The sequence below is a fragment of the Bradyrhizobium sp. 521_C7_N1_3 genome (genome assembly GCF_052075975.1).
In the GTDB taxonomy this organism is placed as follows: Bacteria; Pseudomonadota; Alphaproteobacteria; order Rhizobiales; family Xanthobacteraceae; genus Bradyrhizobium; species Bradyrhizobium japonicum.
In genome coordinates this window covers 3,436,650-3,462,739 of record NZ_CP197232.1, presented here as the reverse complement: position 1 = coordinate 3,462,739, position 26,090 = coordinate 3,436,650, and the positions used below count along the sequence as shown (strand labels likewise).

The window sequence follows — 26,090 nt, the reverse complement described above, 5'->3', positions numbered from 1 at the left end:
GCTTGGTGAAATCAAGTCAAGAAGTGCCAACGAGCTGTACATCATGCCCCGGCTCTTCGCGGCGGCACGAAAGAGAGCCCTCGGCGACGCCCCGGCGGCGGCTGAAGCTCTCTGGACCCCAAGGCGCGAACGCCGGGACGCAACTATAAGTCCTGAGCGATGGAAAAAAGTTCAGGTTTTCGCAGGGTATAATTGTATGCCCTCAAATAAGAGGGCTATGCAACCATCAGCTACGGTTCCGAAGGCGGGAGGTCCCCGAACACCTCGATCAGGCGAAAGCGCTCGCACATCAGCATCATGTCCTCACTGAATCGTCCGAGCCGGCCGAAATAGGTCCGATGGGCGTGACGCCAATAGGCAAGGCTTCGATCGCCTTCGCCCTCATCGTGCGCAAACGCGGCGTCGACGTCATTGAAGCGCCGATAGGTGATCTCGACGGATTCGATGACGCAGCGCGGTTCTCCGCGCCCGTTGAGCACGACCCAGCGCTCACCCGGCGTCGACGTGTTCGGTTCGTCCTCCGTGCTGCAAGTCGCGGTCTTGACGCCCTTAACGACGAGTTCGAGCAACTCATCCGCGAGCGCCGGACTGTCGCCGAAGGCAAAGGTCCGGAGATGTCGATAGTGTTCGGGGACTGGTCTGCTCATGATCGTCCAAACCCTTCAGGGGCAATGTCTTGCGACGCGGTGCCTCCTACAGCGCCGCCAGCACTGCCCTCGTGATGTCGGCCGTGCCATTGCTGCCGCCGAACTCCATCGGCTTGATGCCGTCGGCGTAGACCTGATCCACCGCGCGCTCGATCTGCTCGCCGGCTTCTGCCGCGCTCTCGACGCCGTGCTTGTCGGCGAGCCAGTCCAGCATCATCGCCGCCGACAGGATCATGCCGGTGGGATTGGCCTTGCCCTGGCCCATGATGTCGGGTGCGGTGCCGTGGCAGGGCTGGAACACGGCATATTTGTCGCCGATGTCGGCGGACGGCGCCATGCCGAGGCCACCGATCAGGCTCGCGGTGATATCGGAGACGATGTCGCCGAACATGTTTTCCATCACCATCACGTCGAAATCCCAGGGACGCTTCACCAGCATCGCCGAGCAGGCGTCGACATAGAGCCGGTCGGTCTTCACGTTCGGATGCTTCTTCTCGATCTCGTCGAAGATACCGCGGAAGAACGCAAAGGCCTTGAACACGTTCGCCTTGTCGACGCAGGTCAGCATCCCCGGCTTGCCGCGCGCCTTGCGCCGCTCGGCGAGGCGGAACGAGAACTCGAACAGGCGTTCGGAGGTCTTGCGCGTGATCACCATGGTCTCGCGCGCGTCCTCATGGGTGACGACACCCTTGCCCATCGAGGCGAACAGGCCTTCGGTGGATTCGCGGATCACGACGAGATCGATGCCGCGCTGGTCGGCGCCGACGATCGGGCTCGGCACACCCGGAATGAGCCGCGCGGGGCGCACGCCGGCATACAGATCGAAGATGAACCGCAGCTCAATCTGCGGCGCGATCTCGGTATTGTCGGGATAGCGCACCGACGGCAGGCCACAGGCGCCGAGCAGGATCGCGTCGGCCTCCTCGCAGAGCTTGATGGTGCTATCCGGCATCGACTTGCCGGTCGCGAGATAATTGTTGGCGCCGGCGGGCGCCTCGGTGAAGCGGAAGCTCAGGCCGGACTTCGCCTCGATCTTGCGCAGGACTTCGATGGCCGGTGCCATGACTTCGGGACCGATGCCGTCACCGGCGAGCACGGCAATGTGGAAGGCGTTGTTTGCGGACATGGGGGTTCCTGAGAGAGAGACGTCATTCCGGGGCGGTCCGCAGGACCGAACCCGGAATCTCGAGGTTCCGGGTTCGATGCTTCGCATCGCCCCGGAACGACGAATTCACTACGGCGTCAGCACCGTACGACCGACCACCGCGCCCTGCTGCAATTGCACCAGCGCGTCATTGGCCTTGTTGAGCGGCGCCTTCGTCACCGGGATCGGCGGCACGTTCTTCGCGCGCACGAGGTCGAGCAGCTCCTGCGTCTCGCGCAGATTGCCGACATAGCTGCCCTGGATCGTCACCGCCTTGATCGGGATCAGCGGCAGCGCCCAGGTCGCGCCGCCGCCGAACAGGCCGACGATGACGAGCTTGCCGCCCTTGGTCAGGCAATCGAAGCCGAGTTGCGTGGTCGCGGCGTTACCGACGAGATCGATCACGGCGCGGATCGGCCCGCCCGCCTTTTTGGCAAGCTGCTCCAGCGCGTCCGGCGCCTTGGGATCGACGGTCGCGAGCGCGCCGGCCTTTTCCGCGGCCTCGCGCTTCCTGGCGTCGATGTCGACCATGATCGCGCCCTTGCCGCCCATCGCTTTCAGCAGCGACAACGCCATCAGGCCGAGGCCGCCGGCGCCGAACATCACGATCGGCGTGTCAAAATGCTGCTCGACCTTCTTCAGCGCGCTGTAGGTGGTGACGCCCGAGCAGGCATAGGGCGCGGTCGTCGCGGGATCGAGGCCCTTCAGATTGAGCAGATAGCGCGGATGCGGCACCAGCATGTGGTCGGAATAGCCGCCGTCGCAATAGACGCCGAGCGAGCGCGGCGTCAGGCACATGTTCTCGTCACCGGCCAGGCACGTGGCGCACTTGCCGCAGCCGATCCAGGGATAGACGAGGCCGACATCGCCGAGCCTGAGATCGCCCTGGTCGGTCGGCTTCACGTCGGGGCCGAAGGCCGCGATTTCGCCGACCGTCTCATGGCCCATGGTCAGCGGCAGATTGATGCCGCGGTCCTTCAGCGACAGCGGCTTGCGGCCGTGGCCGAGATCGTAGCCGCCTTCCCAGATGTGGAGGTCGCTGTGGCAGACGCCGGCGGCCTTCACCTTGATCAGCACCTGCGTGCCCGACGGCTGCGGCGTGGCCTCGTCGAACTCCTGCAGCGGCGCCTTGAAATCGGCGACCTTGAAACTCTTCATCGGAATCCTCCCGGCATGCTTTCGTTCTCGGCCTCACCATGCCATGACCAGCGACGCCAGACAAACCGGTCTTAGTTCAGGCCTGCGGATGGTGGCAAGCCGCGAACTGGCCGGGCGCGACCTCGCGCAACTCCGGTATCTCCGCGCTGCATCGCTGGTCGGCCCGCGGGCAGCGGGTGCGGAAGCGGCAGCCGGACGGCGGCGCAATCGGCGATGGCGGCTCGCCGGTCGCCACACTCTCGACGGGACGCACGTCCGGATCGGGCACCGGGATCGCCTGCAACAGCAGGTCCGTGTAGGGATGCGCGGGCCTTGCGAACAATTGCTCCGACGGCCCGACCTCGCAAAGCCGGCCGAGATACATCACCGCGACGCGGTCGCTGACCGCTTTCACCACCGCGAGGTCATGCGCGATGAACAGCAGCGTCAGGCCGAAGCGTGCTTTCATCTCCTCGAGCAGATTGAGGATCTGCGCGCGGATGGAGACGTCGAGGGCCGAGACCGGCTCGTCGCAGACGATGAATTCGGGGTTGAGCACCAGCGAACGCGCGATGCAGATGCGCTGGCACTGGCCGCCGGAGAATTCGTGCGGCAGGCGGCCCGCCACGATGTCAGGGTCGAGCCCGACCGCGGACAGCACCTCGTGAACGCGTCGCTTGCGCTCCGTGGCATCCTTGACGCCGGCGATGATCAGCGGCTCGGCGACGATGTCGCCGATGCGCCGGCGCGGATTGAGCGAGGCGATCGGGTCCTGGAAAATCAGTTGCACGCGGCGGCGCATCTTGCGCAGCGCCTCGCCCTCCATCGCGGTGAGGTCCTCGCCGTCGAACAGCACGCGCCCGGATTTGGCGCGGCGCAATTGCAGCACCGCGCGCCCCAGCGTCGACTTGCCGCAGCCGGATTCGCCGACCAGCCCCAGCGTCTCACCGCGCGCGACCTGGAGGCTGACGCCGGAGACCGCGTGCACCGTCTTGTTGCCGAGACCATATTCGACGACGAGGTTGTCGACGTTCAGGAGCGGCTCAGCGGGCATGGCAAACTGCATCATGCGCCAATCCCCTCCGTCATCTGGATGGGATGGAAGCAGGCATAGAGATGATCAGGCATCTCCGCGCCCTTCAATTCGGGCTTGGCCTCGTGACAGAGCCCCGCGGCATAGCGGCAGCGTGGCGCAAACGAGCACCCCCTCAGCGGCCGGGTCGGATCGGGCGGACGGCCGGAGATGGCGGGCAGCGGCGTATGCGGCGCGGTCTCCAGCTTCGGGATCGCCGCCAGCAGCGCCTCGGTGTAGGGCATGTGCATGCGCTTGAACAACGCCCGCGTCGGCGCGCGCTCGACCACCCTGCCCGCATACATCACGGCGACCTCGTCGGCACGGCCGGCGACGACGCCGAGGTCGTGGGTGATGATGATCATCGCCATGTGGCGGCGGCGCTGCTCGCGTGCCAGCAGATCGAGGATCTGCGCCTGGATCGTGACGTCGAGCGCCGTCGTCGGCTCGTCCGCGATCAACAGTTTCGGCTCGCAGGACAGCGCGATCGCAATCGCGATGCGCTGGCGCATGCCGCCGGAACATTGATGCGGATATTGCGCGAGCCGCTGCTCCGGCGCCGGAATGCCGACGGCGGCGAGCAACTCGATGCTGCGCTTGCGCGCCGCCGGCGCATCGAGCTCGAGATGCTCCTGGATCGTCTCCATCAGCTGGGTGCCGATGGTCAGCACCGGATTGAGCGAGGTCATGGGGTCCTGGAACACGACCGCGAGGTCGCGCCCGCGCAGGCGCCGCAGGCTTTCGGCATCGAACCGCACCAGGTCCTCGCCGTCGAACATCACGCGTCCGGTCAGCTTCGCCTTCTTCGGCAGGAGTTGAAGCACCGCGCGCGACAGCATGGTCTTGCCGCAGCCGGATTCGCCGACGATGCCGAGCGTGCGGCCCGCCTCCAGCGACAAATCGACACGATCCACGGCGCGCAGATTGCCGCGCGGGGTCGGCAACTCGACCGCCACGTCCTCGATGGTCAGAAGCGGCCCGCTCACAGCGCCCCCTGACGCGGGTCGGTCAGCGCCCGCAAGGTGTCGCCGACCAGGTTGAAGGCCAGCACGGTCAAGAACAGCGCTGTTGCCGGCAGGAAGGCCAGCCGCGGCGCGACGTCAAGGCTGTCGCGCCCCTCGCCGATCATGCTGCCCCAGCTCGCCATCGGCGGCGGCACGCCGAGCCCGAGGAAGGACAGCGCGCCCTCGACCACGATGGTGACCGCGACGCCGAGCAGGAAGAAGGCCAGCAGCGGCAGGATCACGTTCGGCAGCAGCTCGCGCAGCAGGATGCGCGCATGGCTGGCGCCGAGCGCCTCGGCCGCGATCACGAACTCGCGCCGCGCCAGCGTCAGCGTCGCCGCGCGCGCCACCCGCATGAAGGCGGGAATGCCGAGCACACCGAGGATCAGGGTGAGATTGGGAATCGACTGGCCGAGATAGGCGGTCACCGCGAGCGCGAAGATCAGCGGCGGAAACGCCAGCAGCACGTCCATGCTGCCGACCACCAGCGTCTCGAACCGGCCGCGGAAATAGCCGGCGAGGAGACCAAGCGCGCCGCCGAGCGCAAGGCCGATCATCGGCGCGATCAGCCCGACCGTCAGCGAGACGCGCGCGCCAAAGATCAGGCGGGCGAATTCGTCGCGGCCGAGCCCGTCGGTGCCGAGCCAGTGTTCCCCGGAGAACGCGGCACGGCGCTCCAGCATGTCCATGTCTACAGGGTTCTGCAGCGGCAGCACCGGCGCAAGGATCGCGAGCGTCAGGACAATCGCGAGCCAGGCGCTCGCGAACCAGAACAACAGGCCGAGCTTGCGCCGGCGCCGAACCGGCTCGGAGACCACCTCGTCCTGCATCGACAGCTCAAGCGTGGCCATGGCGGATCCTCGGATCGAGCACGGCGTAAAGCATGTCGACGATGAAGTTGACGATGACGAAGCCACAGGCGACCAGCAGCACCACGCCCTGGAGGATGACGAGGTCGCGGGTGTAGATCGCGCCAACCAGCAGGCGGCCGATGCCCGGCAGCGCGAAGATCGATTCCACGATCAGCGTGCCGCCCAGCAGGCGACCGATATTGATGCCAGTGACCGTCACCAGGGTCAGCGACGACGGCTTCAGCGCATGCACGAACAGGATGCGCGCGGGCTTGAGGCCTTTTGCTTTCGCGAGCGCGATATAGTCCTCCTGCAGGGTCGCGATCATGTCGGAGCGCAACACCCGCATGATTCCTGGCCATTCTGCCAGCGCCAGCGTCAGCGCCGGCAGCACGAAGAAACGCAGGTTCGACAGCGGCTCCTCGGTGAACGGCACGTAGCCGGTCGCCGGCAGCCAGCGCAGCTCGACCGCGAACAGATAGATCAGCAGGATCGCCATCAGGAACGACGGCATCGACAGCATGGCGAAGGCACTGCCGGTCATGAAGCGGTCGAAGGCGCCGCCGGCGCGCGCGGCGCAGGCGATCGCGAGCGGCACGCCGATCAGGAGCCCGATGAATTCGGCCATCAGCATCAGCTCGAGCGAGACCGGAATGCGCTCGGCGACCGCCTGCAACACCGTCTGCCCGGTGCGGAAGGAGCGGCCGAGATCGCCCTGAAGGACGTGACCGAGCCAGCTCAGATAACGCCACCACAGCGGCTGGTCGAGCCCCATGTCACGGCGCAACGCCGCGACATTCTCCGGCGTCGCCTGATCGCCGAGGATGACATACGCAAGGTCGCCCGGCAGCAGCGAGGCGATCAGGAAGGTGAGCAGCGAGACGGCGAGCAGCACCGGCAGGATGGCAAGGAGCCGCCGCACGACGAAGTTCAGCATCGCGTGGTCATTCCAGCCAGGCGGTCGAGACGTCGATCACGCCATTGTACATTTTCGGAAAGCCCTTCAGCTTGGCGCTCGACAGCGCGTAATAGGTGTTCTGGAAGGTCCAGAACCAGATCGCCTCCTTGTTGATCAGGCGGCTGATCGCGCAATAATCCTCGATACGCGCGGCGGGATCGGCGGTGACGCGGGAGTGGTCGAGCAGCCGGTCGAGCTCCGGATCGGCGAAATTGGCCAGCGCCAGCGGGCTGCCGCTGCGGAAGTTCGCATACATCTGCGGATCGGGATCGGCGAGGTCGACAATGCGCCAGGGTATGAGCTGGAACTGACGCATGAAGGCGCGCGGCGGGATGGTGGCCTGGTCGACCTGCTCGATCTCCATATTGGCACCGACGCGCTTCCAGAATTGCTGAAGCACCTGGCCGATCATGCGGCCGCGCGGCGTTGCGGTCACCATCGTCTTGAACTCGACCGGCTTGCCATAGTCCTTGATCAGCGCCTTGGCCTTCTCCACGTCGAATGGCAGCGCGCCGTCGTCCTTGCACTTGACCCAGGAGCCGTCGCCGTAGGGATTGGTCGCGGGCCGGCTCAGGCCGTTGCTGATCGCCTGCGACATCTTCGGGCGGTCGATCGCCATCACCAGCGCCTGCCGCACGCGGACGTCGTCGAACGGCGCGACCTTGGTGTTGAAGGCATAGACCGCGGCGCCCGAGCCCTTGTAGGTATGCACGGTGAGCTTGGAGTCCTTCTGCGCCTTCATGATGTTGTCGGCGTCGTTCTCGTCGTCCCAGATGATGTCGGCCTCGCCCGATTGCAGCGAGGCGAAACGCGATTGCGCGTCGGGCAGCGGCTTCAGGATGATACGGTCGAGATAGGGACGGCCCTTGTTCCAGTAGTCCGGGTTCTTCTCCAGAACCATGCGGTCGCCGGCGGTCCATGATTTCAGGATGTAGGGACCGGTGCCGACGGGATTGCGATTGTAGTCGTCGCCCTTGGTCTTCCACGCCGTCGGCGAATGCACGACGTTGTTCTGGCTTTGGATGGTGTTTGTCGCCGGCAGGTTCACGGAAGGGTCGGTGAGATTGTAGACGACAGTATATTCGTCGGGCGCCAGCACTTCCTTGACGTTGGTGATGTAGAAGGCGCAGCGGCACTTGTTGGCGGGGTCCTTCTGCCGGTCGAAGTTCTCCTTGAAGGCTTGCGCATTGAACGGCGTGCCGTCGTGGAATTTCACGCCCTGGCGCAGCTTGAAGGTCCAGCTCTTGTAGTCGTCCGAATGGGTCCAGGAGACCGCGAGCTTTGGCGCGGCCTCGCCTTTGTCGTCGAGCGTGGTCAGCGTGTCGAAGATCGCGGCCGCAGCCGTGAAGGTCGAGGTGTCGTAGACGCCGACCTTGAGCGGATCGAAGCCCGTAATCTCCAGCTCCTGACCGACGGTGATGCTGCCGCCGGCCTTCTGCGCCTGTGCCGGCTCAGCCGGCGGAAGGAGAGCAAATGCCGCAACAAGGAAAATCGGCGCGTGCTTGCGCGCCGCGGCAGCAAGGTTCGTCATGGTTCCTCCCGGGATCCCTCGTCCGATGTTTCGGATCGTTGAATGACTCGGAGGCAAGCTTGGCGATAAATGCTCGCCACGGCAAGAGGAACACGCGAGAGATCAAACGCTGTAGTGGTGCTGCGATGCGCTCAGTTTGTCGCAGCCGTTTTGCCTGACGGAATTGGCGCATCGTCGGCGAGGCCGATCTCCTCGCGCAATGCGTCCGTGTGCTCGCCAAGCACGGCCATCGTCTTGGCGGGCGTGGTGTCGGCGCCCGACATCCGGAACGGCAGATTGAGCACCTGGAACGAGCCACCCTCGTCCTCCACGGACGAGAGCGCCTGCCGGTGCGCGAGTTGCGGATCGGCCAGCGCCTCGGACACGGTGCGATAGGCGGAGGCCGGCACGCCCGCCGCGCCAAGCGCGACGAGACACGCGTCGGTCGTGAGCGGCCGCGACCAGGCCTCGACGCCGTCCATCATGTCGGCCCAGTTCTCGCGGCGCGCGGCGTAGGTGGAGAAGCGCGGATCGGAAATCCATTCGGGGCGGCCGACTACACCCATCAGGCACTGAAACGTCTTCTCGCTCGCGACAGTGATCATGACGTAGCCATTGGCCGTCTCGGTCGGCCCGAACATCGGGCGCGGCGGTGGCTTCACCGCGAATTGCGAGCTCTGCAGCTCGATCACCGTCAAGGTCAGCATCGATTCCAGCATGGAGACGTCGATGTGCTGGCCCTGCCCGGTCACCGTGCGCTGATAGAGCGCCGACGCAATCGCACCGAAACCGTAGGTGCCGGTGACGACGTCGGCATGGTAGATGCCGCAATAGTCGGGACGGCTGCGGCCGGGCTGGTAGGCGAGATGCGCCATGTCGTAGCCGGAGGCCGCATGGATCACCGGCGCATAGGCCGGCAGCTCGGCCGAGGGACCGGTCTGGCCGTAGCCCGAGATCGAGCAATAGATCAGCTTGGGATTGACCGGGCGCAGGCGGTCGTAGTCGAGCCGCAGCCGGTGCATCACGCCGGGGCGAAAGTTCTCGACCAGGATATCGGCGGTCGCGGCGAGCCGGCGCACCGCCTCCTTGCCCTCCTCGGACTTGAGATCGAGCACGACGCTTTTCTTGCCGACGTTGAGCTGGCCGAATACGGTGCTGCACCCCTTGCGCAGCGGCGGCCGGGTGCGCATCGTCTCGCCGCCGTCGGTCTCGATCTTGATGACCTCGGCGCCCATGTCGGCAAGCATCCGCGCGCAGTGGGGACCGGCGATGGTGGTCGAAAAATCCAGGACCCTGAGGCCCGCGAAGGCCTTTGTCGTCGTCCCCTCATGCTTATCTGCTAACGACATGCCTGCTTACGCCCCCTCGGCCTCTTAGGAACTATCGAAGTTCTTTCTTTTTGATGGGCCGACCCTAGAGGGCGGCGGGTCAGTAGGAAAGTCTTTACCGAACGGACGCGTCTCGCGGGCGGGCTTGGGAATTCCAGGACAACTGGACCCGTTCTTGCATAGCAACAGACGGGATCGGAAGAGGGCAGCTGTTCTTGAGGGTCTTGTTCGTCACAACCGAGATGGACGATTTCGTCCGCGTTGGCGGACTCGGCGCCGTTTCCGCTGCCCTTCCCAGGGCGCTTCGCCCTCTCGCCGATATCCGGGTCATGTTGCCCGGCTATCGCGACATCATCGAACAACTCACGCATATTCAGATCGTTGGCCGCTGCCCGGCGTTTGCGGAGATGCCGGCCTGCTCGCTCGGGCGAGCTGCGACCAAGGACGGGCTGCCGGTCTATGTGCTGTTGTGCTCACAACTCTACGACCGGCCCGGCAATCCCTATGGCGACGAGTCCGGACACGACTGGCCGGACAACGACATCCGCTTTGCGCGCTTTGCCTCGGCAGCCGCTGAGCTGGCCATGGGCAAGCTGGACAAGAATTGGGCAGCAGACCTGATCCATGCCAATGACTGGCAGGCCTCGCTCGTACCGGCCTACCTCGCCTGGCGCGGGGCCAAGCTGCCGTCGATCCTGACCATCCATAACCTCGCCTACCAGGGACTCTTCCCGAAGGACTCGCTGCGGCGGATCGGCATCCCCGAGAGCTCCTTCCATATCGACGGCGTCGAATTCTACGACCAGCTCTCCTTCCTCAAGGCCGGGCTGGTCTATGCCTCGCACCTCACCACCGTCAGCGGCACCTATGCACGCGAGATCACGACAGAGGAATTCGGCTGCGGCCTCGAGGGCCTGCTTCGTGTCCGCTCCGACGCGGCCGAGCTCACCGGCATCCTCAACGGCATCGACGAGAGCTGGGACCCGCGCTCCTGCGCCCAGCTCGCCCAGCAATTCGGCGCCGGTGACTGGGTCGGCAAGAAGGCCAATGCGGATTACGTGCGCAAGCAGTTCGGGCTCGCGGTGTCGCGCGGCCCGATGTTCGCGATCGTCGCACGCCTCGTGCACCAGAAGGGTATCGACCTCGTGCTGTCGGCCGCCGACGAGATCATCGATGCCGGCGGGCAGATCGTGGTCACCGGCTCCGGCGAGCCGGCGCTCGAGCAGGCGCTGATCGACGCGCATCGCCGCCGCCCCGACGCGATCGGGGTTACGATCGGCTTCAACGAGGCCCAGGCGCGGCGCATCTTCGCGGGCAGCGATTTCACATTGATGCCGTCGCGCTTCGAACCGTGCGGCCTCAGCCAGATGTACGCCCAGCGTTTCGGCTCGCTGCCGATCGGTCACCAGACCGGCGGCCTCGCCGAGACCATTACCGACGGCGAGACCGGCTTTCTGTTCTCGCAGCCCTCGCGCGCGTCCTTCCTCGGCGGCGTCCGCCGCGCGTTCTCGACCTTCATGGCGCAGGACCAGCTCGACTCCATGCGTCGCAGCGCGATGGGACGTTCGTTCTCCTGGAGCATCTCGGCCGGCAGCTACAGCGCGCTGTATCGGAAGCTGGCATCGGTGTGAGGCAACCTCCCCGTCATTGCGAGGAGCGAAGCGACAAAGCAACCCAGACTGCCACCGCGGAGGATTCTGGATTGCTTCGCTGCGCTCGCAATGACGATGTGGAGAGATTGTGCATCTCACTCCCCTCTCGTGCCCCGGACGCAGCGCAGCGTCTCTTCGACGGTGCGCTGCTGAGCCGGGGCCCATGTCGCACCGAAGTCCGTGGCCCCTGGGTCCCGGCTCTGCGCCTCAACGCTCACGCGTTGCGGCTTGTCCGGGACACGAGTGTGAGATTTTGGGCCATCACCCCTTGCCGCGCACATCCATTTGCGGCCGCCCGATCCAGGCGCGATTAAGACACCTGGTCATCCAGTCGGGCTGCGGCTCGCCCCGCAGCCGTGCCTGCGCTTCCTGGTAGGGACCGACATAGCGCAGCCGGTCCGGCAATTTCGGATGGACGCGCCTGATCCATTTCAGCGCATTGTCGGCTGCCCTCTTGTCGCGCTCGTCGAATTCAAACCCGAAGCCCGCTCGCAGGCGCTCCGGCAACAGGCCCGCCGTGAGCGCGCGATACCATCGCGGTGGCCGCAGCCACGGACGGGCGCCGCCAAGGATCTGCGCGGCGATCTCACGCGCCGCCGGGCTGACGGTCAGCGTGTCCGATTGCGCCATCGCCGCGGTATAGGCCGCAAAGCCGGACCAGTCCGCGGGCAAATCGTCCGCCGTCAGTCCGAACAAGGCGCCGAACTTCCGGCTCTCGCTCCAGTAGCGCTCGCGCTCCTCCACTGAGAGCGGCGGCAGGACCAGGTCATGCGCCATCACCGCGGTCTCGACCAGCGTCGCATGAACCCAGCGCAACGACGGAATGTCGTTGGCGCAGTAGCGCGAGCCTGCCGCGAACGGGCCGACGGCCTCGGGCATCTCGCCGACGATCATGCTGTGGCGCCGATACAATTGCCGGGACGACAACTGCGCCCGGTCGAGCGAGCCGAACACCATGGCAAAGACGATGTCGAAGGTGCGATGGAAGCGGCCGATCGGATCGGCAAGGGTGCGCGAATGCTCCGCGATGGCGGCCGCGACCCAGGGATGCGCCAGCTGCAACAACAGCGCGCGGCCGGCGCCGAGAAAGATGACGGCCTCCCGGTCGATCCGCCATGTCACCGTGTCAGGACCGAACACGCCGGCAACCGGTCCCGCGGCTTCGGCGCGAACCCGATCGAGGGCCAATTCCAGATCGTTCCCGGATACCAACTGCAGGGCCTCTCAAAGGCGGACGACGGCCGACAATCCGCAGGGCCTGTGGCAATTCGATGAAAGCGGAGGCGGCCCTACTCCGCCGCCATCGGCATCTCGTCCATATGCTCGTGCAGCACCACGCCGGCGAGCGGATCGAATTCGCCGATCCACGGCTTTCGCGCCAGCACCGATTTCGTGTGAGCATAGCCAGCATGCCAGCGCCGCGTGATGCCTGACGGGCTGAAGTCGATGTCCTTGGTGTGGGTCTCGCGCTCTAGCTGCGGCGCCAGCAGCCGCACCACATGCATGCGGGTCGGACAGCCGTAGCTCATCAACTCCCTCACCGCGGGATCGTTGCGCTCGCTCTCGGGCAACCGCGCGGCAAGCTGGTTGATGACGTGGCGCAGGCGATGGGCCTGCTGCTGCCGCATGATCTGGCTCGCGATGCGGCTGGAGTACTGCACGTCCTTATGGCGGTTCAAGACCTCCGCCATCGTGGTCGGCTCGGCGCCGACGGGATTCCACAGGTGCACGGAGAAGATCAGCGAATCCCTGCGTGGATTGTCGTCGAACACGGCCTCCGTCGGCGTGTTCGACAGGATGCCGCCGTCCCAATAGAGCTCGCCATCGATGCGCACCGCCGGGAAGGCCGGCGGCAGCGCGCCCGAAGCCATCACATGCTTCACCGTCAGTTCGCCATCGCGGCTGTCGAAATAGCGCATTTCGCTGGTGCCGACATGAGCCGCACCGACCGTCAGTCGCGGCGCGCAGCGATTGGCCAGATCGAAATCGACCAGCTCGCTCAGCGTCTTCTCCAGCGGCGCGGTCGAATAGAAGCCGGCGTGATCGGCGCCCAGCGGATAGGAATCCCCGGCATGCGCCAGCGCATTGGGGCGGAAGAAACCTGGAATGCCGTGGGTCACGGTCGACCAATAGGCCAGCTTCTCGTTGAAGCCGGGAAACGCGGCGCGCCAGTCCCAAACCGGCGTCTGTTCCATCCGCTTCCAGAACTCCCTCAAGCGCGCCAGCCGGTGCTCCGGCGCGTTGCCCGCAATGAGGCTCGCATTGATGGCGCCGATCGAGGTGCCGATGATCCAGTCCGGCTCGATGCTGGCCTCGTGGAGCGCCTGGTAAACGCCGGCCTGGTACGAGCCCAGCGCGCCGCCGCCCTGAAGCACCAGGACGACCTGACCCGGCAGGTCCATACTCTTCCGTTGCCCGTTGTCCTGCATGCCGCTCATGTCTCGCTCCTGTCGAGGCTATCGTTATCATTCGTCAGGTGTAAGGCCATTGTTACGTCCTGCCATTCTCGGCGATCGTCGATCCTTTTGGAAATGCCGGCTGGCTTCCGAAACCATACGTACCCGCTATTGCCGCCAGGATATCATTCCCTGCGCCGATCGGTTAGATTTTCGGCCGATCTCGCTGGGAGCCGATCCATGGAAATGCACCAGGTCCGCTATTTCCTCGCGGTGGCGCAGCTCTTGAATTTCACGCGCGCCGCCGAGGAATGCAACGTGACGCAGCCCTCGCTGACGCGCGCGATCAAGCAGCTCGAGGCCGAGCTCGGCGGCGACCTGTTTCGCCGCGAGCGCCCGGCGGCCCAATTGACCGAGCTCGGCCAGCGCATGCGTCCGCTGTTGAAGCAGTGTTATGATGCCGCTGCCGGCGCACGCTCGCTCGCCTCCTCGTTCAAGAGTGGAGAGATCGGCGCGCTGCGCATCGCGCTGACGCATTCGATCGACCTCGCGCTGCTTATTCCGCATCTCAACGAGATCAGGCGCCAGTTCAACCGGCTCGAATTCCGCTTCCTGCGTGGCTCGAGCCGCGAGGTCGCGGAATTCCTGAAGAAAGGCGAAGCCGAGCTCGGCATCGCCGCCGAGATCGACGAGGCCTGGGAGCGGCTCGACGTCTGGCCGCTGTTCACCGAGACGTTCGATCTCGTCGTCAGCCGGGAGCACCGCCTCGCCGGCCACGATACGATCGAGCCGGACGATTTGCGCGCGGAGCAATTGCTCGGCCGCAATTATTGCGAACATTCCCGGCGCATCTCCGCGAGCCTGCGCGAACACGGCGTCGACGTCGATCACGGCCACGAGGTTTCGAGCGAGCGCGACCTGATCGAACTGGTCGAGGCCGATATCGGCGTCGCCATGATGCCGCACACCTCGCCGGTGCCGGACAGCCTGAAGCGTACCGCAGTCGCCGGGCTCGACGCGCGCCGCACGGTCAGCCTCTACGGCGTGGCAGGCCGCCAGCGCACGGCGGTCGCCAACGCCGTGATGCGCCTGCTGCGCGGCGCCGACTGGAGGTTGGTAGCGGGGTAGCTGCGAGAACAATCGCCGCCCTTCCTTCTCCCAAAGGGGAGAGGGGAAGAAAAGTGCCCGCCTCAGTTCTCGCGGCTCGCGTCTTCGAGCGCCGCAAGCAGATCGTCGATCTCCATGCGCTTGCGGAAATCGGGGTCGACGAAGCGCGCCTTCACGATCCCGTCGCGACCGACGACGAACACCGCCGGAATCGGCAGCATCCATCCGTTATTGCCGTGAAACTTCGCCATGTCTTGATAGGACAGCAATTGCTGGATCTCGGTGCCGAGCCAGATCGCGAGATTGAGCGACAACGCATAGCCGTTGTCGAGATCAGTCAGGATCGGAAACCGGGCATCGGCATCGTCCTTGAGTTGCTCGGTGAATTGTTGGGTCTCGGGCATGATCGCGACGATCTGGGCACCCGTCGCCCTGATGCGCGCTCCGGCCTGGGCCACCGCCCGCATGTTGAGGCGGCAAAAGGGACACCAATGTCCGCGGAAAAACATCACCGCGACCGGCCCCTGCTCCAGGAGCGCGGATAGCCCGACGAGACGCCCCGTCTCGTCAGGCAGCAGGAACGGCGGCATCGCATCGCCAGGGCGCGGCGCGGTCTCGCCGCCGCCGTTCCCGTTCAATCGCGTCACCAGGCGATCGACCGCCCCGCCATAGGCCGGGAAGACCTCGCGGCTGGCGTCGGCGTAGGCGCGGAGTTGCTCGTTCAGCGTTCCTTCCATGTCGCGGCAGCGCTGGAAAGCAGACCTGAGCCGCTCGGCGTCGGCTGGTGAGAGAGACGTCATCTTCCGCTCCGGCGTTCTGAGGGCGAATACTAGGTTCCAGGTCCGGCCGCCCGCAAGGGGCGGCCGTTGCGCGAAGGCTGTTTCAGTTCACGTAGAAATTGCCCGTGGGGTCCAGCCGGCCGGACGCGGAGTACAGCGTGCCGTTGTCCATGAAGAACACAGTGTTGTCGGGCACCTTCTTGGCGTGCTTCATCATGGCGTCGTGGTTCTTCTCGGCGGGGGCCATCGCCATCGCCGACATCTTGCCGGGACCGCCATAGACATAGGCCATGCCGGCCTTGAGATCCCAGGCCGCCTCCGAGAAGGCCGACGTGGCGATGACCGCGAAGGCGGCGGTGAAAATCAGGGTTTTGGACACTTTCGTCATGAGATGCTCCTCCGGATTGACGTGAACGCCCGCCAATCGGGCGCCCCGCCATCGGACGCCGGATATCCCGAAAGCGGAAATGCCGATGCCCAATCGGTTCGATAGCCGCCGCGCATCAACATAGCGCGGAGCTATCGCATCGAGAGCAAGCCGGCATTTCAGGATCGACGCGGTCTCGACGATGCTCCTGTCATCGCCGACGGCCATCACGGTTGCGGTCAACACAGGAGACTTCCATGTCTAGGCATTACACATTGTCGCGCGTGGTTTGGACAGGCGTCGCCGTTCTCGGGGCGCTGACATTTGCGACGCCGGTTTTCGCCGGCGAGTGCCCGGCCGACAAGATCAAGCCGAATGCACATCAGATGGTCGACACCAAGCCGGTCGGCGTCACCGATGTCACGCTCGGCGCGATCGACCTCGGCAAGCAGCCGGCGCATATCGAAGGCCGCGAACTGCGCTTCCGCAGGCTGACGATCGAACCCGGCGGCATCGTTCCCTGGCACAGCCATGACGATCGCCCGGCCCTGATCTTCGTGCAGCAAGGGGAGATCGTCGAATACGCCTCCAACTGCGTCGATCCGATCGTGCACAAGGCCGGCGACATCCGTCCCGAAGTGTTCGGCACCTCGCACTGGTGGCAGAACCTCGGCAAGGAGACGGTCATTCTCTATGTCGGCGATGTCCGCAGGGATCCCAACGATCATCACATGTAACGCGCGCGCTCGGCCCCGGCGCACGCGTGACCGGATGTGGCGTCCGGGAATCCCCATGCTGCCCGCATGCCGGGCGCCACATCCTCAACAGGACAAGCACGCCATGACTGATCTCTCCGCTCCCATCAAACCGGGCGCGATGACCATGGATGCGCATTCCCCGGGTCTCGCGCTTCGCTCGCTCGTGATCGGGCTCACCGCATTCCTGACCGTCGTCGATCTGTTCGCAACCCAGGCGATCCTGCCCTCCCTGACGCGCCACTACGGCGTCACGCCCGCTGCGATGGGTTTTGCCGTCAATGCCAGCACCTTCGGCATGGCGATAGCTAGCCTCGTCGTCGGCTTCTTCAGCCCGCACATCAACCGGCGGACCGGCATCCTGCTCAGCCTGACGCTGCTGGCGGTCCCCACCGGCCTGCTGGCGTCCGCGCCAAACCTTGCCGTCTTCACCGCCTTGCGGGTCGCGCAGGGGCTGTGCATGGCGTCCGCCTTCGCGCTCACGCTGGCCTATCTCGGCGAGCAATGCAGCGCCATGGACGCCGGCGGCGCCTTCGCCGCCTACATCACCGGCAATGTCGCCAGCAACCTCATCGGCCGGCTGGTCTCGGCGGCGGTCGCCGACAGCCTTGGCCTTGCCTGGAATTTCTATGTCTTCGCGGCCCTCAACCTGGCCGGCGCGGCGCTGGTCTATTTCACCATCCGGCGCGTGCAGCCGATGCGCGCCATGATGCCCGCGGCATCGCCACTCGAAGCCACGATCGCGCATTGGCGCAATCCACGGCTGCGCGCCGCCTTCGGCATTGGCTTCTGCATCCTGTTCGCCTTCATCGGCACCTTCACATTCGTCAATTTCGTGCTGGTCCGGCCACCGTTGTCTCTCGGCATGATGGACCTCGGCCTCGTCTATTTCGTCTTCCTGCCCTCGGTCGTCACGACCTTGCTGGCCGGCAAGGTGGCATCGCGTCTCGGCACGCGGCCGACGATCTGGGGCTCGCTCGTTGTCGCCGGGCTCGGCCTGCCGCTGATGCTGGCGCCGCATCTCGGCGAAGTCCTCACCGGAATGGTCCTGGTCGGTGTCGGCACCTTCTTTGCGCAGGCTGCCGCGACCGGCTTCGTCGGACAGGCGGCAACCGACAACCGCGGTGTCGCCAGCGGGGCCTATCTCGCCTGTTACTTCTGCGGCGGGCTGGTCGGAACGGCCTTGCTCGGGCGCCTGTTCGACAGCTTCGGCTGGCACGCCTGTGTCGCCGGCGTCGGCATTGCCCTTGCCGCGGCAGCTCTGCTCACCTTCAGCTTGAAGCGCTAGCGCTTGACCGGGGCGTCCTGCGGCGGCTCGTCGTCGGCGATGGCGCGCCAGGCCGCGCCGTCGAGATCGTCATATTGGCCGCTCCGCAGCGACCAGAGGAAGGCGACGAGACCCGCGCCTCCGAGCATCAGCGCCAGCGGCACCAGGATCACCAGGATTTCCATCACACGATCTCCCGCGAGGCGTTGCGGGCGCGCAGCGAATTCAGCATGACCAGGATCGAGGATCCGCTCATGGCGGCAGCAGCGATCAGGGGCGTCACCACGCCGCTGATCGCGACTGGCACGGCGAGGACGTTATAGCCGATCGCCAGCCAGAGGTTCTGCCGCATCAGGTGCAGCGCCTTGCGCGCGGAATCGATGGCGGCGACGACAGGTGCCAGCGGCCGGCCGAGGAAGACGAGATCGGCGGTCGCCTGACTGAGATGCGCAGCCGAGATCGGCGACATCGAGACATGGGCCGCGGCCAGCGAGGGCGCGTCGTTCATGCCGTCGCCGACCATCAGCACCTTGGCGCCGCGCCGCTTCAGCTCCTCGATCCGCGCGATCTTGTCGGCCGGCGTGACGCCGGCGCGCCATTCGGCGATGCCCAGCGCATGGGCCGCCGCGATCACCGCGGGCTCACGGTCGCCGGAGAGAATCTCGATGCCGATATTGCGCGCCTTCAGCGCCGCGATCACGGCCTGCGCGTCCGGCCGCAGACCCTGGCGCACCGACAGAATGAACCTTTCGTTGCCCCTGCTGAAAGCAACGATGGAGGCCTCAGGATCGAGCGTGGCACTGCCGACCAGCGCCTCGGCGCGGCAGAAGGACGGACGGCCAAGGCGAAGCTCGACACGATCCACCACAGCGCGCACGCCCTGCCCGGCCTCCTCGACTGCACCAACGATCGGCGACCTTGCACCCGCGGCCAGCGCAACGGCGGCGGCGACCGGATGATGGCTCGATAGCGCGAGGCGACCGGCGAGCTCGAAGATGTCGGCGGGAATGTCGGCCGCGTTCATCACCTCGAGATCGGGCAGCGTCAGCGTGCCGGTCTTGTCGAAGATGACGTGGTCGGCTTCGGCCAGCCGCTCGATGGCGTCACCTGAATTGAGCAGCACGCCCGCTTTGAACATCGCGCCCGAGGCTACCGTCTGCACGGTCGGGATCGCCAGCCCGAGCGCGCAGGGACAGGTGATGATCAGTACGGCCACGCCGGTCACGATCGCATCGTGCCAGCCGGCACCCGCAATGACCCAGCCCAAAATGGTGATCAGCGCCGTCGCATGCACCACCGGCGCGTAGAGCCGCGAGGCGCGGTCGGCGAGCCGCATGTACCGCGAGCGCGCCTGCAGCGCGTTGTCGAGCAGCCGCGTGATCTCGGCGAGCAGCGTCGCCTCCGACGCCGCGGAGACCCGCACCCGCAGCGTGCCGGAGATGTTCATGGAGCCCGCATAGACCGCCGTGCCCTGCTCCGCCGTGACATAGAGCGTCTCGCCGGTGATCAGGCTCTGGTCGATCTCGGAACGCCCCTCGATCACCGTGCCGTCGACGGCGCAACGCTCGCCGGGCCGCAGCAGCACGATGTCGCCGGGATGAATCGCCGCGACCGGGACCTGCGAAATCTCGTCGGGCCCGACGAACTTGGCCGCCGTCTCCGCCTTCAGCGCGGCGAGATTGCCGGCGACCGCGCGGGTTCGCCGCCGCATGTTCTGGTCGAGGAAGCGGCCGACCAGGAGGAACGTCAGCAGCATGATCGCCGCGTCGAAATAGGCGTGCTCGGCGTGATGGATGGTCTCGACCACGGACATGCCGAGCGCAAGGCACACGCCGATCGAGATCGGCACGTCCATGTTGGTGGTCTTGGCCGACAGCGCGCGCCAGGCGGAGCGGAAGAACGGCTGGCCGGCATAGGCCGCCGCCGGCAGCGCGATCAGCGCCGACAGCCAATGGAAGAAGTCGCGTTGCTCCGGCAGCATGTCCGAGACGTTGCCCGACCACACCGGGATCGACAGCATCATCACGTTCATGGTGGCGAACGCGGCGACGCCGAGACAGCGCAGCAGGAAGCGGGATTCCGCCACTTCCGTCGCTTCCGCGCTCTCGGTCTCGTAAGGATAGGCCTTGTAGCCGAGTTCCTCGAGCCGATCGATGAAGCGGGCCGGGTCGAGCGTGCCCTGCTTCCATTCCAGCGCGACGCGGCGGTCGGTCAGATTCACGCGCGCCAGCGTAACGTCGGGGATGGCCGACAACCCGCGCTCGATCTTGGCCATGCAGCCCGCGCAGTGAACGCCCTCGACCGCGAGATCGATGTGCTTGATGCCCTCGCCCGCGGCCCGGACGTAATGCGAAAAATCCCGCGTGACCTGCATGACGAATTCCCTCAGTTCAGGATCACGCGGTTGCGCGACATGAACACGCGTGTCCCTCGCGCCTCGCCCTCAATCACGAGATCCCACTGCCCCGGCGCAACCGACGTGGCATTGCCGCGATAGATGCCGATGCCGGCTTCCGACAGCTCGACTGCGAGATCGGCGCGCTTGTCGATCGGCCGCTCCAGGCGACCGCCGAATTTCAGGCCGCTCATCGGCTGGCCGTTCGCATCGTGCGCCTCGACCTGAAGCGTGGCAGCGCCATCGGCGCGGCGCTCGATATGGGCACTGACCTTCCAGCTGCGCTCGGCCTGGTCTTGTGCTGCCGAGATCTCGCGGTCGTAGGTGAGGCCCGCGGCATAGGGGCTATCGACATCGGTGCCGGGCAGCGTCGCGATCGCGAGCTTCATCATGGTCAGGTTGACGCCGATCACGAGCCCGAAGAAGGCGACCAGCATCAGGAACACTTTTGTTCCGGTCAGCGGCTTGGTGGCCATGGCAGTCTCCTGATCCTAGGGCGAGACGAAATTGTCGGTGGCGGTGGCGACTTCGCCGAGCCCGATGTCGGTGACGTGGAAGCGAACGGGGATAGACTTTTCCGGATTACTTTCCGCCGGCGCGGTGACCAGCAGGCGCAGCTCGCTGGTGGAGTCGCGCGGGATCACGATCATCGGCCTATCCGGCGTCACGGAATCGATACCGACGACATGCGTGGTCAGGTTGGCCGGACCGTTGGCGTCGATCGCGATGACGCGGTCATAGCCGCTCTTGTTCAGCAGCCGGACCGTATAGGCATTGCGGATCGAGCCGTCGCTGAGCCTGACCGCGACCGGGTTGCGGTCGTGCAGCACGTTGACGTCGAGCAGGCTGCGGGTCGCGAGCGTGTAGATCATGATGCCGCCGACCGCCGCGATGATCGCGCTGTAGGCGACGGTGCGCGCCCGGACGATGCGATAGACCGGCGCCTTGCCTTCCTGGCGGCGCTGGATGTTGATGTCGTTGTCGTAGCCGATCAGCCGCTTCGGCCGGCCGATCTTGGTCATCACGTTGTCGCAAGCATCGATGCAGAGCCCGCACTGGATGCATTCGAGCTGCGGTCCGTTGCGGATGTCGATGCCGGTCGGGCAGACCGCGACGCATTGATAGCAGTCGACGCAGTCGCCGACATGCTCGCCGAGTGCGCGCAGCTCGATCGCCTTCTTCACCGAGGTGCGCTTCTCGCCGCGGTCGTAGCGGTAGGTGACGTTGAGCGCCCATTCGTCGGTGAGCGCCGCCTGGATGCGCGGCCACGGGCACATATAGGTGCAGACCTGCTCGCGCATGAAGCCGGCGAGCAAATAGGTCGTCGCCGTCAGGATGCCGATCCAGATATAGGCGATGACAGGCGCCTGGAAGGTGACGAGCTCCTTCACTAGCGTCGGCGCGTCGTTGAAATAGAGCACCCAGGCGCCGCCGGTCCACCAGGCGATCAGGAGCCAGATCGAATGCTTGAGCACGATCTCGGAGATGCGCTCCAGCTTCATCGGATCGGACGATTTGTCCTTCTTCATCCGCTCGCGCCGGTCGCCCTCGACCAGCCGCTCGACGGCGTAGAACAGATCGGTCCACACCGTCTGCGGGCAGAGATAGCCGCACCAGATGCGGCCGCCGACCGAGTTCATCAGGAACAGCGCCACGGCGGCGACGATCAACAGGCCGGTGAAGTAGTAGACCTCCTGCGGCCACAGCTCGATGAAGAAGAAGTAGAAGCGGCTGTTGGGAAGATCGATCAGCACCGCCTGGCTGGGAGCACCGATGCCGCGATTCCAGCGCACGAACGGCAGGAAGTAGTAGACGCCGAGGCAGAACGCCATCAGGCCCCATTTGATCCGGCGGAAGGTACCGGAGACGCTCTGGGGATACACCTTCTTCTGGGCCACGTAGAGCGGCCCGTCGTCATCGTTCGATGTGAGGTCGTTCGGGTTCACGGTCTTGTTCATCGCCAAGAAGCTTCTCGAAAAGGTGCGATTAAACGTAGACCCGGCGCGAGCGCGTCAGTTGATCCAGCTCAAGCGGGGGCACCTTTGTGCGCCCCCGCTTGTCGCAAGCAGGCTATTTTCCACCGCCCAGCGAGTGGACATAGACCGCCATCGCCTTGATGGTGGCGGGATCGAGCCGCCCTTCCCAGGCCGGCATCACGCCGGCGCGGCCCTGGCTGATGGTCTCGATCAGGCTCGCTTCGTCCGAGCCGTAGAGCCAGATCTTGTCGGTCAGGTTCGGGGCGCCCATCTCCGGATTGCCCTTGCCGCCGTCGCCGTGGCAGGCGACGCAGTTCTCCGCAAAGATCTTCTCGCCCTTGGCGGCATCAAAGCCCTTCCGGGTCGAGAGGCCCGACAGCGAGCGCACATAGTTGGCCACCGTGACGATCTCGTCGCCCTTCAGCACGCCGTCCTTGCCGAAGGCGAGCATCTGCCCCTCATGCGCCTTGGCATGGCCGGAACGCGCGCCGAACCGGATGGTCTGCATGATCTGGTCGAGCGTGCCGCCCCACAGCCAGTCGTCGTCGTTGAGATTCGGGAAGCCTTTTGCGCCGGCGCCGCCCGAGCCGTGGCACGGCGCGCAATTGTCGCCGAACACGGTCTTGCCCTTGGCCCGCGCGAGCGCCAGCAAGGCCGGGTCCTTCTCGATGTCGGCGAGCGAAGCCGCACCCAGCGCCGCCATCTTGTCACCCCGGACCTTCTCGAGATTGGCGAGCTCGACCGCGACGTCGGCGCGCGAGGAATAGCCGAACAGGCCCGTGGTATTGCTGGAGATCAGCGGCCAGGCCGGATAGACGATCCAGTAGCCGATCGCCCAGACGATGGTGAGGTAGAATGAAATCACCCACCAGCGCGGCAGCGGCGTGTTGAGCTCCTTGATGCCGTCCCACTCATGTCCGGTCGTGGACTTGCCGGTGACGGAATCGATGTCGCCATGATGATCGGTCATGATCTCTTACTCCTCCCGCAACGGCAGACGCGCCGCCTCGTCGAAAGCGGCCTTGTTGCGGGGCCATAATGCGTAGGCGATGATCGCGAGAAAGATCGCGACGAACACCGGCGTCCAGATCGTGGTCACCAGACCGGACGCGAGATTGTCGAGTGTCAGGATGGCTTTCATCGGTGATGCCTTCTCAGCGAAGATTGGCTTTCTCGTTGTAGAGCTTGAAGTCGACCAGCGTGCCCAGCATCTGCAGATACGCGATCAGCGCGTCCATCTCGGTCGGCGTACCGGCCTTGCCGTCGAAATTGCGCACGACGGCCTTGGCGTAGCGCTTGCCGAAGGCGTCGGAGCCGGCATTGTCGGGATCGGCCTGGGCCTTCAGGTCGGCGCCCGCGTTGGCGATCTGGTCGTCGGTGTAGGGCGTGCCGATGGCCTTGAGCGTCTTCATGTGGTCGGCGATCGTATCGGGGTCGACCTCGGTCTGGCTCAGGAACGGATAGCCCGGCATCACCGACTGCGGCACGATCGCGCGCGGGTTGGTCAGATGGGTGACGTGCCAGTCGTCGGAATATTTGGCGCCGACGCGGGCGAGGTCCGGACCGGTACGCTTCGAGCCCCACTGGAACGGGTGGTCGTACATGCTCTCGGCGGCGAGCGAGAAGTGGCCGTATCGCTCGACCTCGTCGCGCAGCGGGCGGATCATCTGCGAATGACAGAGATAGCAGCCTTCGCGGACATAGACGTTGCGGCCTGCAAGCTCCAGCGGCGAGTAGGGCCTGACGCCGTCGACCGCCTCGATCGTGCTCTTGAGGTAGAACAGCGGCGTGATCTCGACGAGACCGCCGATCGCGATCACCAGCAAGATGCCGACGATCAGGACGATCGAGTTCTTTTCGAAGATTTGGTGGCGTGTCCAGAACGACATGGAAGGCTCCTCATTCCGCCGGCTGAAGCGCGACGGGCATCTGGACTTCCTGTTCGCCGACGCGAACGGTCATCCAGAGATTGTAGGCCATGATCAGCGCGCCGATCAGGAACAGCCCGCCGCCGGCGGCGCGGATGATGTAGAAGGGATGCATCGCCTCGACGCTCTCGATGAAGGAATATTCGAGGAAGCCGAGCGAGGTGTAGGCGCGCCACATCAGGCCCTGCAGGATGCCAGACACCCACATCGCGGAGATGTAGAGAACGATGCCGAGCGTCGCGATCCAGAAGTGCCAGTTGACGAGCTTCAGGCTGTAGAGGCCCTTGCGATTCCACACCCACGGCACCAGGCAGTACAGCGCGCCGAAGGAAACGAAGCCGACCCAGCCGAGCGCGCCGGAATGGACGTGGCCGATGGTCCAGTCGGTGTAGTGGCTGAGCGAGTTCACCACCTTGATCGACATCATCGGGCCTTCGAAAGTCGACATGCCGTAGAAGGCGACGGAGACCACGAGCATGCGCAGCACGGGGTCGGTGCGCAGCTTGTCCCAGGCGCCCGACAGCGTCATCAGGCCGTTGATCATGCCGCCCCAGGAGGGCATCCACAGCATGATCGAGAAGGTCATGCCGAGCGTCTGCGTCCAGTCGGGCAGCGCCGTGTAGTGCAGATGGTGCGGGCCGGCCCAGATGTAGAGGAAGATCAGCGCCCAGAAGTGGATGATCGACAGCCGGTAGGAATAGATCGGCCGCTCCGCGCGCTTCGGGATGAAGTAGTACATGATGGCGAGGAAGCCGGCGGTCAGGAAGAAGCCGACCGCGTTGTGGCCGTACCACCACTGGAACATCGCGTCCTGGATGCCGCCCCAGGCGACATAGGATTTCGAGCCGAACACCGAGACGGGGAGCGCGGGATTGTTGCCGAGGTGCAAGACCGCGATCGTCACGATGAAGGCGAGATAGAACCAGTTCGCGACGAAGATGTGCGGCTCCTTGCGCTTGATGATCGTGGCAAGGAAGACCAGCAGATAAACGACCCAGACGATGGTGAGCCAGAGGTCGGCATACCATTCCGGCTCGGCATATTCCTTCGACTGGGTGACACCGAGCAGATAGCCGGTGCCGGCGATCAGGATGAAGAAATTGTAGCCGATCACGACGAACCAGGGCGCGAGGTCGCCCGCAAGGCGCACCCGGCAGGACTTCTGCACGACATAGAGCGACGTGCCGATCAGCACGTTGCCGCCGAAGGCGAAGATCACCGCGGAGGTGTGCAGCGGACGCAGACGACCGAAGCTGGTCCAGGGCAGATCGAAGTTCAGTGCGGGCCACGCCAGTTGCGAGGCGATGATGAGGCCGACGAGGAAGCCGGCAATGCCCCAGAACATCGCCATGATCGCGGTGAACTTGACCGGACCCATATTGTAGTTGGGGCGGCCGTTGATCTCCGCGGGTGGCAACTCCGCCGGGCGGTCGAAGTAGCGGTTGACGATGCCAAAGACCACAGCCACGCTCGCCGCCGCGCTGAGCGCGGCGTGGAAAGCGAACGGCGTATCGAGCGCCTTGGCCGCGGCGATCACGCAGAGGAAGGCGGTGACCGCGAACACGACAGCCAGGCCGCTTTCACCTGCTGTCATCGATTTGGAGATGGAGGGCTGGGGCATCGCGGATTCTCTCTCGAAAGAACACGCCGCCAGAAACCACATTCATCCTCGCGGGGAATTGATTGAAATCAAGGGAGATGGATTTCTGTTAATGTGAGCCGTCGCGCTGCGAGTTGAAGTGCCCTCTCCCCTTGTGGGAGAGGGCAGCGACGACGGTGCGGCGACCTCATTCGAGTGAGGGGTTGGCTCCGCAGCG

General features: G+C 65.3%; 25 protein-coding genes. 4 read left to right on the top strand and 21 right to left on the bottom strand.

The features are described from left to right. Window positions 1-230: 230 nt before the first annotated feature. The 9 genes from AB7008_RS16105 to AB7008_RS16065 form a co-directional block, all read right to left on the bottom strand. Window positions 231-647 carry an ASCH domain-containing protein gene (locus tag AB7008_RS16105; RefSeq protein ID WP_028157024.1) on the bottom strand — a complete coding sequence of 139 codons (417 nt, stop codon included), beginning with the start codon at window positions 645-647 and terminating at the stop codon, window positions 231-233. 46 nt (window positions 648-693) lie between these two features. Continuing rightward, complete coding sequence (locus tag AB7008_RS16100) at window positions 694-1,773, bottom strand: isocitrate/isopropylmalate dehydrogenase family protein (RefSeq protein ID WP_441259059.1); 1,080 nt, start codon at window positions 1,771-1,773, stop codon at window positions 694-696. Between the two features lie 108 nt (window positions 1,774-1,881). Further along, window positions 1,882-2,949 carry an alcohol dehydrogenase gene (locus AB7008_RS16095; RefSeq protein WP_028157022.1) on the bottom strand — a complete coding sequence of 356 codons (1,068 nt, stop codon included), beginning with the start codon at window positions 2,947-2,949 and terminating at the stop codon, window positions 1,882-1,884. Window positions 2,950-3,025: 76 nt separating this feature from the next. Further along, complete coding sequence (locus AB7008_RS16090; RefSeq protein WP_441259058.1) at window positions 3,026-3,997, bottom strand: ABC transporter ATP-binding protein; 972 nt, start codon at window positions 3,995-3,997, stop codon at window positions 3,026-3,028. Further along, the gene (locus AB7008_RS16085) at window positions 3,994-4,986 is read right to left on the bottom strand and encodes an ABC transporter ATP-binding protein (RefSeq protein WP_441259057.1); all 993 of its coding nucleotides are present in this window, start codon (window positions 4,984-4,986) and stop codon (window positions 3,994-3,996) included. Before AB7008_RS16085 ends, AB7008_RS16090 begins: the two co-directional genes overlap by 4 nt. Further along, window positions 4,983-5,855, bottom strand: coding sequence for an ABC transporter permease (locus tag AB7008_RS16080; protein WP_028157019.1), 873 nt, complete (start codon window positions 5,853-5,855; stop codon window positions 4,983-4,985). The genes AB7008_RS16085 and AB7008_RS16080 overlap by 4 nt, the downstream gene beginning before the upstream one ends. After that, the gene (locus AB7008_RS16075; RefSeq protein WP_028157018.1) at window positions 5,842-6,792 is read right to left on the bottom strand and encodes an ABC transporter permease; all 951 of its coding nucleotides are present in this window, start codon (window positions 6,790-6,792) and stop codon (window positions 5,842-5,844) included. The genes AB7008_RS16080 and AB7008_RS16075 overlap by 14 nt, the downstream gene beginning before the upstream one ends. A gap of 7 nt (window positions 6,793-6,799) precedes the next feature. Next, the gene (locus tag AB7008_RS16070; RefSeq protein ID WP_304493267.1) at window positions 6,800-8,344 is read right to left on the bottom strand and encodes an ABC transporter substrate-binding protein; all 1,545 of its coding nucleotides are present in this window, start codon (window positions 8,342-8,344) and stop codon (window positions 6,800-6,802) included. Window positions 8,345-8,475: 131 nt separating this feature from the next. Next, window positions 8,476-9,672, bottom strand: coding sequence for a CaiB/BaiF CoA transferase family protein (locus tag AB7008_RS16065; protein ID WP_441259056.1), 1,197 nt, complete (start codon window positions 9,670-9,672; stop codon window positions 8,476-8,478). 194 nt (window positions 9,673-9,866) lie between these two features. Here AB7008_RS16065 and glgA point away from each other — a divergent pair, with 194 nt between their 5' ends. After that, the gene (gene glgA / locus AB7008_RS16060) at window positions 9,867-11,282 is read left to right on the top strand and encodes a glycogen synthase GlgA (protein ID WP_441259055.1); all 1,416 of its coding nucleotides are present in this window, start codon (window positions 9,867-9,869) and stop codon (window positions 11,280-11,282) included. 282 nt (window positions 11,283-11,564) lie between these two features. Here the strand turns inward: glgA and AB7008_RS16055 are convergent, their stop codons facing one another. Further along, on the bottom strand, window positions 11,565-12,515 hold the full coding sequence (locus AB7008_RS16055) for an oxygenase MpaB family protein (protein ID WP_441259054.1): 951 nt from the start codon (window positions 12,513-12,515) through the stop codon (window positions 11,565-11,567). Between the two features lie 77 nt (window positions 12,516-12,592). After that, entirely contained in the window at window positions 12,593-13,741 is a 1,149-nt protein-coding gene (locus AB7008_RS16050; RefSeq protein WP_304493264.1) for a patatin-like phospholipase family protein, read from the bottom strand. Window positions 13,742-13,939: 198 nt separating this feature from the next. Between AB7008_RS16050 and AB7008_RS16045 the strand changes: the two genes are divergently transcribed. After that, the gene (locus tag AB7008_RS16045) at window positions 13,940-14,827 is read left to right on the top strand and encodes a LysR family transcriptional regulator (protein ID WP_304493263.1); all 888 of its coding nucleotides are present in this window, start codon (window positions 13,940-13,942) and stop codon (window positions 14,825-14,827) included. A 62-nt stretch (window positions 14,828-14,889) separates the two neighbouring features. Here AB7008_RS16045 and AB7008_RS16040 read toward each other — a convergent pair whose 3' ends face one another. Then, window positions 14,890-15,606, bottom strand: a complete 717-nt coding sequence (locus AB7008_RS16040) for a peroxiredoxin-like family protein (protein WP_441259053.1) — start codon at window positions 15,604-15,606, stop codon at window positions 14,890-14,892. Window positions 15,607-15,688: 82 nt separating this feature from the next. Next, entirely contained in the window at window positions 15,689-15,973 is a 285-nt protein-coding gene (locus AB7008_RS16035; RefSeq protein WP_038931403.1) for a hypothetical protein, read from the bottom strand. A 236-nt stretch (window positions 15,974-16,209) separates the two neighbouring features. Here AB7008_RS16035 and AB7008_RS16030 point away from each other — a divergent pair, with 236 nt between their 5' ends. Both AB7008_RS16030 and AB7008_RS16025 read left to right on the top strand, forming a co-directional pair. Continuing rightward, entirely contained in the window at window positions 16,210-16,689 is a 480-nt protein-coding gene (locus AB7008_RS16030) for a cupin domain-containing protein (protein ID WP_441259052.1), read from the top strand. Between the two features lie 103 nt (window positions 16,690-16,792). Beyond that, window positions 16,793-17,995, top strand: a complete 1,203-nt coding sequence (locus tag AB7008_RS16025) for an MFS transporter (protein WP_441259051.1) — start codon at window positions 16,793-16,795, stop codon at window positions 17,993-17,995. Here AB7008_RS16025 and ccoS read toward each other — a convergent pair. The 8 genes from ccoS to ccoN all read right to left on the bottom strand — a co-directional run bounded on the left by ccoS (window position 17,992) and on the right by ccoN (window position 25,894). Then, complete coding sequence (gene ccoS, locus AB7008_RS16020; RefSeq protein WP_014497059.1) at window positions 17,992-18,159, bottom strand: cbb3-type cytochrome oxidase assembly protein CcoS; 168 nt, start codon at window positions 18,157-18,159, stop codon at window positions 17,992-17,994. The two genes, AB7008_RS16025 and ccoS, sit on opposite strands and share 4 nt — an antisense overlap. Next, on the bottom strand, window positions 18,159-20,348 hold the full coding sequence (locus AB7008_RS16015; protein ID WP_441259050.1) for a cation-translocating P-type ATPase: 2,190 nt from the start codon (window positions 20,346-20,348) through the stop codon (window positions 18,159-18,161). The genes ccoS and AB7008_RS16015 overlap by 1 nt, the downstream gene beginning before the upstream one ends. Window positions 20,349-20,359: 11 nt before the next feature. After that, the gene (locus tag AB7008_RS16010) at window positions 20,360-20,845 is read right to left on the bottom strand and encodes a FixH family protein (RefSeq protein WP_441259049.1); all 486 of its coding nucleotides are present in this window, start codon (window positions 20,843-20,845) and stop codon (window positions 20,360-20,362) included. 15 nt (window positions 20,846-20,860) lie between these two features. Beyond that, on the bottom strand, window positions 20,861-22,327 hold the full coding sequence (gene ccoG, locus AB7008_RS16005) for a cytochrome c oxidase accessory protein CcoG (RefSeq protein WP_441259048.1): 1,467 nt from the start codon (window positions 22,325-22,327) through the stop codon (window positions 20,861-20,863). A 112-nt stretch (window positions 22,328-22,439) separates the two neighbouring features. Beyond that, window positions 22,440-23,315: a cytochrome-c oxidase, cbb3-type subunit III gene (gene ccoP / locus AB7008_RS16000; RefSeq protein WP_041955896.1), complete on the bottom strand. Its 876-nt coding sequence runs from the start codon at window positions 23,313-23,315 to the stop codon at window positions 22,440-22,442. Between the two features lie 6 nt (window positions 23,316-23,321). Continuing rightward, window positions 23,322-23,486 carry a CcoQ/FixQ family Cbb3-type cytochrome c oxidase assembly chaperone gene (locus tag AB7008_RS15995; protein ID WP_014497064.1) on the bottom strand — a complete coding sequence of 55 codons (165 nt, stop codon included), beginning with the start codon at window positions 23,484-23,486 and terminating at the stop codon, window positions 23,322-23,324. A gap of 13 nt (window positions 23,487-23,499) precedes the next feature. Further along, the gene (gene ccoO / locus AB7008_RS15990; RefSeq protein WP_041955898.1) at window positions 23,500-24,234 is read right to left on the bottom strand and encodes a cytochrome-c oxidase, cbb3-type subunit II; all 735 of its coding nucleotides are present in this window, start codon (window positions 24,232-24,234) and stop codon (window positions 23,500-23,502) included. 10 nt (window positions 24,235-24,244) lie between these two features. Continuing rightward, a complete protein-coding gene (gene ccoN, locus AB7008_RS15985; RefSeq protein WP_028157002.1) occupies window positions 24,245-25,894 on the bottom strand; it encodes a cytochrome-c oxidase, cbb3-type subunit I in 1,650 nt (549 codons plus the stop codon). Window positions 25,895-26,090: the final 196 nt, after the last annotated feature.

Coding starts and splice junctions, on each gene's coding strand:
- AB7008_RS16105 (WP_028157024.1), bottom strand. CDS start 647: ATGAGCAGACCAGTCCCCGAACACTATCGACATCTCCGGACCTTTGCC.
- AB7008_RS16100 (WP_441259059.1), bottom strand. CDS start 1,773: ATGTCCGCAAACAACGCCTTCCACATTGCCGTGCTCGCCGGTGACGGC.
- AB7008_RS16095 (WP_028157022.1), bottom strand. CDS start 2,949: ATGAAGAGTTTCAAGGTCGCCGATTTCAAGGCGCCGCTGCAGGAGTTC.
- AB7008_RS16090 (WP_441259058.1), bottom strand. CDS start 3,997: ATGATGCAGTTTGCCATGCCCGCTGAGCCGCTCCTGAACGTCGACAAC.
- AB7008_RS16080 (WP_028157019.1), bottom strand. CDS start 5,855: ATGGCCACGCTTGAGCTGTCGATGCAGGACGAGGTGGTCTCCGAGCCG.
- AB7008_RS16075 (WP_028157018.1), bottom strand. CDS start 6,792: ATGCTGAACTTCGTCGTGCGGCGGCTCCTTGCCATCCTGCCGGTGCTG.
- AB7008_RS16070 (WP_304493267.1), bottom strand. CDS start 8,344: ATGACGAACCTTGCTGCCGCGGCGCGCAAGCACGCGCCGATTTTCCTT.
- AB7008_RS16065 (WP_441259056.1), bottom strand. CDS start 9,672: ATGTCGTTAGCAGATAAGCATGAGGGGACGACGACAAAGGCCTTCGCG.
- AB7008_RS16050 (WP_304493264.1), bottom strand. CDS start 13,741: ATGAGCGGCATGCAGGACAACGGGCAACGGAAGAGTATGGACCTGCCG.
- AB7008_RS16045 (WP_304493263.1), top strand. CDS start 13,940: ATGGAAATGCACCAGGTCCGCTATTTCCTCGCGGTGGCGCAGCTCTTG.
- AB7008_RS16040 (WP_441259053.1), bottom strand. CDS start 15,606: ATGACGTCTCTCTCACCAGCCGACGCCGAGCGGCTCAGGTCTGCTTTC.
- AB7008_RS16035 (WP_038931403.1), bottom strand. CDS start 15,973: ATGACGAAAGTGTCCAAAACCCTGATTTTCACCGCCGCCTTCGCGGTC.
- AB7008_RS16030 (WP_441259052.1), top strand. CDS start 16,210: ATGTCTAGGCATTACACATTGTCGCGCGTGGTTTGGACAGGCGTCGCC.
- AB7008_RS16025 (WP_441259051.1), top strand. CDS start 16,793: ATGACTGATCTCTCCGCTCCCATCAAACCGGGCGCGATGACCATGGAT.
- ccoS (WP_014497059.1), bottom strand. CDS start 18,159: ATGGAAATCCTGGTGATCCTGGTGCCGCTGGCGCTGATGCTCGGAGGC.
- AB7008_RS16015 (WP_441259050.1), bottom strand. CDS start 20,348: ATGCAGGTCACGCGGGATTTTTCGCATTACGTCCGGGCCGCGGGCGAG.
- AB7008_RS16010 (WP_441259049.1), bottom strand. CDS start 20,845: ATGGCCACCAAGCCGCTGACCGGAACAAAAGTGTTCCTGATGCTGGTC.
- ccoG (WP_441259048.1), bottom strand. CDS start 22,327: ATGAACAAGACCGTGAACCCGAACGACCTCACATCGAACGATGACGAC.
- ccoP (WP_041955896.1), bottom strand. CDS start 23,315: ATGACCGATCATCATGGCGACATCGATTCCGTCACCGGCAAGTCCACG.
- AB7008_RS15995 (WP_014497064.1), bottom strand. CDS start 23,486: ATGAAAGCCATCCTGACACTCGACAATCTCGCGTCCGGTCTGGTGACC.
- ccoO (WP_041955898.1), bottom strand. CDS start 24,234: ATGTCGTTCTGGACACGCCACCAAATCTTCGAAAAGAACTCGATCGTC.
- ccoN (WP_028157002.1), bottom strand. CDS start 25,894: ATGCCCCAGCCCTCCATCTCCAAATCGATGACAGCAGGTGAAAGCGGC.